This window comes from Anaerosporobacter sp. (genome assembly GCF_965301125.1).
This window is the reverse complement of the sequence record NZ_CBDLAM010000220.1, coordinates 1-5,506: the sequence shown is the minus strand read 5'-3', so window position 1 is coordinate 5,506 and position 5,506 is coordinate 1. Positions and strand designations below refer to the sequence as shown.

Genomic DNA, 5,506 nt, shown 5'->3' with positions numbered 1-5,506 from the left:
CGGTAGTAGTGGTAAGTTCATAACAATTCTCCTATAATCAAAGCTTTAATTGAATTTATAAATACTCACATATCTCACTCAAATTCTTTACTACCAAGTCAGCTTCTTCCCTTTTATCACGAATTGTCCAATATCCACCAAAACCCTGCTGTATCCAAATTGTATACATTCCCAATGTTTTAGCTGGCACAAGATCATTATCTATTCTGTCTCCAACCATGATGGAATGTTCAGGTAAACAATTAGCTCGTTCCAAGGCAATATTGAATATTCTTAAATCTGGCTTTGAGACCCCTTCTTCTGCAGAAGCGATAACCAAATCAATATATTCTAATATTCTATGCTTTTTTAATCTTTCTTTTGTCCCCAATGGTTGATTTGCAATAATTCCGATTTTATATTTTTTACTTAAGTATTCAAGACAACTTAAAGTTTCTGGATATAGTTGCTCATCTTCAGAATGCCACTTAGTAAGTGTTACTCCAAGTTGTTTTGCTACTTCTATATCACCTTTCTTATTCTCTTTATAAAGTTCAATCATTTTATCATAAATCTGTTGATATGTAATATCTTCATTTCCAACCATCATATCTTGTATACGATGTTCATATGCCTTATGTTCATCAAGTAATGTTGATCCAACATCAAAAAATATCCATTCAATATCTTGAAACATCAATGTTCCCCCTTTTTTTATGTTATAACTTCTAAATCTGTCTACCATGTAAATATCATTTTTCATATTTTTACTGTTCAATTTTACCACATTTCCATATAAAATAACAGCTCAACGACATTTCTTACTTCGCAAAAGAGATTGTCGTAAAAAAGAGGTTATAGCAAAATAATATATGTATTTTGCTACAACCTCTTACTTTAGGACTCCACTAAGCTGTTAATTTTGTTTTAATTACATCTTCAAAGAACGTGCTAACTGTTTTCTTACTTACACTGTATACTTTCTCTTCATCGTCAATCTTTACAGACACCCCATTCTGACAATTGCCAAGACAAAATACAGCTTTCAGTTCCACTTGATCTCCAAGATTATTATCTTCTACTAATTCTTGTAACTTATCAATTACATCGTAAGAACCTTTCAAATGACATGCACTCCCAATACAAACACTAATTAACATAAGCAATAGCCTCCTCAACTGTTGTAACCAGCCTACTTGTTATCGTTTCGATACTCCACATGTAACAATTCATGTGTATGATGTTTTAACATTCCATCATACAAAGCCATCATAAGCGGATTTTCTTCACTTCTCTTGATTTGTGAGACTTTATCTGCTTTATAGATTCCCTTTGCACGTTTTAGTTTATCAGGTTGATGGGAGAATGGTTGGCCAGCACCACTAATACAGCCACCTGGACAGGCCATTACCTCAACAAAGTCGAAATGTTCCTCACCACTTTCTATCTTCTGAATTAAATTCTCAGCATTACCAAGTCCACTAACGATACCAATCTTAAGTGTAGTTTCACCCATTGGTAATTCACATACTTTAACGCCTTCCAAACCACGAACACCAAGAAACTCAATATCTCTTAGAACCTGTTGACTCTTATCTTCTACAACACGACGAATTACAGCCTCTGTTACACCACCAGTAACACCGAAGATAACTCCGGCTCCTGAATATAGTGAAAATGGCATATCGGTTGCTTCAGGTTCTAATTCATTGAATTGGATACCGATTTCTTTAATCATCTTTGCAAGCTCAGTTGTAGTAATTACATAATCTACATCTGCTATATCATCATGTATGAATTCTTCTCTTGCCGCTTCTGCTTTCTTAGCTGTACATGGCATTACAGCCACAGAAATTGTTGTTTTATCTTCCATTATATCTCTAGATTTAAAATGTTCTTTAATTAAAGTTCCAAACATCTCCATAGGTGACTTACAAGATGAAACATACTTTGTAAGTTCTGGGTGTTTTGTCTGTGCATAACTTACCCATGCAGGACAGCAAGATGTAAATAGTGGATATGTATTATCACCTGATTCTAACTTCTTAACAAATTCTTTTGACTCCTCCATAACGGTTAAGTCAGCGCTTACAGATGTATCGTAGATTTCATCAAACCCGAGTCTACGTAAGGCAGCTACTGTTTTACCCATTACATTCTCACCTGCTGCAAGACCGAATTCTTCCCCAAGTGCTACACGAACAGCTGGAGCTACTTGTACAACAACTCGTTTCGAATCATCATATAATGCTTTCCATACCTCTTTTAAGTTACTCTTAACAATAATTGCTCCAGTTGGACAGACAGCAGCGCATTGTCCACAATTTACGCAGTTTGTATCTGCTAAATCTTTTCCGAATGCTGGTGTTACGACCATCTTAGCGCCACGATGAGCGAAATCAATTGCTCCAACATTCTGAACTTCATTACACATTCTTACACAATCACCACATAAGATACATTTTCCTGGATCTCTTATAATTGCTTTTGAAGAAGTATCTAGTGGTGCTTCTTCCGCTGTATTCTTAAAACGAATATCCTTAATACCAAAACGATGTGCAAGTTCTTGTAATCTACATTTACCATTCTTCTCACAAACCGTACAATCTCTACAGTGAGCAGCTAATAGTAACTCTAATATCATCTTTCTATGTTGATGTAACTTTGGGGTATTCGTTTTGACTACCATCTTATCTCTTGGAGGTGTTGAACAAGAAGCAATGATACTGCCCCACTCATCCTCCACAACACACATCCTACATGCCCCATAAATAGATAAATCTGAATAGTAACAGAAGGTAGGTAAGTCTATTCCAGCCTTACGAACTAAAGATAGGATATTTTTCTCATCGTCAAATTCCACTCTGTTGCCATCTATAATCATATACTTTGACATTGTATTCTCTCCTTTCGCTCCCTACACTTCTATGACTGCATGGAAATTACAAGCATCTTTACAAGCACCACACTTAATACATATTGTTTGGTCAATCTTGTATGGGCTCTTTATTTCACCAGATATTGCGCCAACTGGACACAATCTAGCACATTTACTACAGCCCTTACAAAGGTCAGGATCAATCTGAAGAGAAACTAATGCCTTACATTGTCCTGCAGGACATTTTTTATCAACTACATGGGCAATATACTCATCTTTAAAGTACTTTAATGTACTGACAACTGGGAATGCTGCTGTCTTTCCAAGTCCACAAAGTGCAGTCGCAGAGATTGTCTGTGCCAATTCTTCTAGCATATCAATATGTTCAAGAGTACCTCTACCTTCAACAATATCCGTTAACAATTCAAGCATACGTTTGGTACCCTCTCTACAAGGTACACATTTACCGCAAGACTCATTCTGTGTGAAGTTCATGAAGAATCTTGCCACTTCAACCATACAACTCTTGTCGTTCATTACAACAAGACCACCACTACCAATCATGGCACCAACTTTTTTCAAAGAGTCAAAATCCATCTGTAAATCCAGATGGTTTTCTGTTGGGCTAATACATAGACATCCGCCAGAAGGGCCACCGATTTGTACTGCTTTGAATTCTCCTCCTTTAACACCGCCGCCAACGTCAAAGATAACTTCACGTAATGTTGTTCCCATTGGCACTTCAATTAGACCCGTGTTTTGAACGTTACCAGTTAATGCAAATGCTTTTGTACCATGATTATTCTCTGGTCCCATTGTTTGATACCATTTAGCGCCTTTATTGATAATTGGTGGTACATTACAAAATGTTTCAACATTATTTAATACGGTTGGTTTTTCGAATAAACCTTTTTCAACTGTACGTGGTGGCTTTACTCTAGGCATACCACGATTACCTTCAATAGAAGCTGTTAACGCACTACCTTCCCCACATACGAACGCACCAGCACCTTGGCTTATCCTAAGATCAAAATCAAATCCTGAATTTAATATATTCTCTCCTAGTAAACCATATTCCTGCGCCTGATTAATTGCATTCTGTAAACGAGAAACTGCTAAAGGATATTCCGCACGTACATAGATATAACCATGCGTCGCTTTCGTTGCGATACCTGCGATAATCATACCTTCAATAACACGATGAGGATCACCTTCCATCATACTACGATCCATGAACGCACCTGGATCACCTTCATCACCATTACAGACAACATATTTAGTTGTTTCTTCTTGGCGCAATACTTGTGACCACTTTCTACCTGTTGGGAAACCACCGCCCCCACGTCCACGTAAGCTAGACTCTGTGATTTCATTAACAATCTCTTCTGAAGTCATGTCGAATAATGCCTTAGCTAAAGCAGAGTATCCACCTGCTGCAATATATTCTGTAATGGATTCTGCGTTGATTTGACCACAGTGTTCAAGCGCAACACGTGTTTGTTGACGATAGAATGGAATTTCTTCTTGTTTTTGATATGCATTACCTTCATTATCTTTATAAACGAGACGGTCAACCACTTCATCACCTAGGATGCTCTTTTCTAAGATTTCTTCACAATCTTCTACTTTTACTTTAATGTAAAGCCAACCCATAGGATCAATACGAAGTAATGGTCCCATCTCACAAAATCCGTGACAACCACTTTTCTTAAGACCAACAGAAGAATCATGTGGCTCCTCTTCTAAAGTTACTGAACATTTTAAACCTTTTTCCTCAATTAACTCCTTAAGTTTTTCATATATTACCAAAGAACCACCAGCCACGCAACCAGTACCAGCACAGATTAGAATCTGTTTGTACTGTGTGCTAAGTGCTTGTTTGAATTTACTACGTTTTGTTTCTAACTCTTCTCTCGTATTAATTCTCATTTGCGGCTTCCTCCTTTAACTGAGCAATTAACTGCGCTGCCTTCTTTGGTGTCATTGCCGCATGCACTGCATCATTAACGGTACATACTGGTGCTAGTCCACAAGCTCCAAGACAAGATACTGTCTCAACTGTGAAAAGCATATCTTCTGTAGTAGGATTTTTCTCTGTTACTCCTAGTTGCTTACGAAACTCCTCAAGTATTGGTATTGAGCCACGCACATGACATGCCGTTCCATCACAACATTTTATTACATACTTACCTTTTGGCTCCAACGAGAAATTCTCATAAAATGTTGCCACTCCATATACCTTAGCTTCACTTAAGCTTAACCCCTTTGCTATGTAACATAATGCATCTTCAGGTAAGTAACGATATTCTTTCTGTACTTCCTGTAATATTGCAATCACCGATGTTTGGTTGTAGTCATGTGACAACATGATTGCATCAATCCTTTTCATTTCGTCTTGCGTTAACATGGTAAGCCCCTTTCTAATGTCTTTGATATTTTTTTATCAATTATATATTATCACTGTGCATTTCATTACGCAAGATTTTTATTAGCTTTATTGCACAATAGTATATCTTTTAATCTAATTTTATAATGCAAATTAACTTTTTATTTACCATTTATTGTATGTATGTTTTATATTTTTATACATTTTAAATATATTTCTAATGCAATCCATATATAATCTGAATATAAATAGTTTTTTATCAT

The 5,506-nt window shown here is 36.5% G+C and carries 5 protein-coding genes; all 5 read right to left on the bottom strand.

Annotation, left to right across the window (positions count from 1 at the left end; all coding sequences use genetic code 11):
- Window positions 1-55: 55 nt before the first annotated feature.
- The 5 genes from ACW2QF_RS17170 to ACW2QF_RS17150 all read right to left on the bottom strand — a co-directional run bounded on the left by ACW2QF_RS17170 (window position 56) and on the right by ACW2QF_RS17150 (window position 5,264).
- A complete protein-coding gene (locus ACW2QF_RS17170; protein ID WP_455717239.1) occupies window positions 56-676 on the bottom strand; it encodes an HAD family hydrolase in 621 nt (206 codons plus the stop codon).
- A 211-nt stretch (window positions 677-887) separates the two neighbouring features.
- Window positions 888-1,139, bottom strand: coding sequence for a (2Fe-2S) ferredoxin domain-containing protein (locus ACW2QF_RS17165; RefSeq protein WP_455717238.1), 252 nt, complete (start codon window positions 1,137-1,139; stop codon window positions 888-890).
- 32 nt (window positions 1,140-1,171) lie between these two features.
- Window positions 1,172-2,875 (bottom strand): [FeFe] hydrogenase, group A, encoded by a 1,704-nt coding sequence (locus ACW2QF_RS17160; RefSeq protein WP_455717237.1) that lies wholly within the window; start codon window positions 2,873-2,875, stop codon window positions 1,172-1,174.
- A gap of 21 nt (window positions 2,876-2,896) precedes the next feature.
- Window positions 2,897-4,786, bottom strand: coding sequence for an NADH-quinone oxidoreductase subunit NuoF (gene nuoF, locus ACW2QF_RS17155; protein WP_455717236.1), 1,890 nt, complete (start codon window positions 4,784-4,786; stop codon window positions 2,897-2,899).
- The gene (locus tag ACW2QF_RS17150; RefSeq protein WP_455717235.1) at window positions 4,776-5,264 is read right to left on the bottom strand and encodes an NADH-quinone oxidoreductase subunit NuoE family protein; all 489 of its coding nucleotides are present in this window, start codon (window positions 5,262-5,264) and stop codon (window positions 4,776-4,778) included. Before ACW2QF_RS17150 ends, nuoF begins: the two co-directional genes overlap by 11 nt.
- Window positions 5,265-5,506: the final 242 nt, after the last annotated feature.

Excerpts from the sequence above, each read along its gene's own strand:
- ACW2QF_RS17150 (WP_455717235.1), bottom strand. The coding sequence starts at position 5,264 with ATGTTAACGCAAGACGAAATGAAAAGGATTGATGCAATCATGTTGTCA.
- nuoF (WP_455717236.1), bottom strand. The coding sequence starts at position 4,786 with ATGAGAATTAATACGAGAGAAGAGTTAGAAACAAAACGTAGTAAATTC.
- ACW2QF_RS17160 (WP_455717237.1), bottom strand. The coding sequence starts at position 2,875 with ATGTCAAAGTATATGATTATAGATGGCAACAGAGTGGAATTTGACGAT.
- ACW2QF_RS17165 (WP_455717238.1), bottom strand. The coding sequence starts at position 1,139 with ATGTTAATTAGTGTTTGTATTGGGAGTGCATGTCATTTGAAAGGTTCT.
- ACW2QF_RS17170 (WP_455717239.1), bottom strand. The coding sequence starts at position 676 with ATGTTTCAAGATATTGAATGGATATTTTTTGATGTTGGATCAACATTA.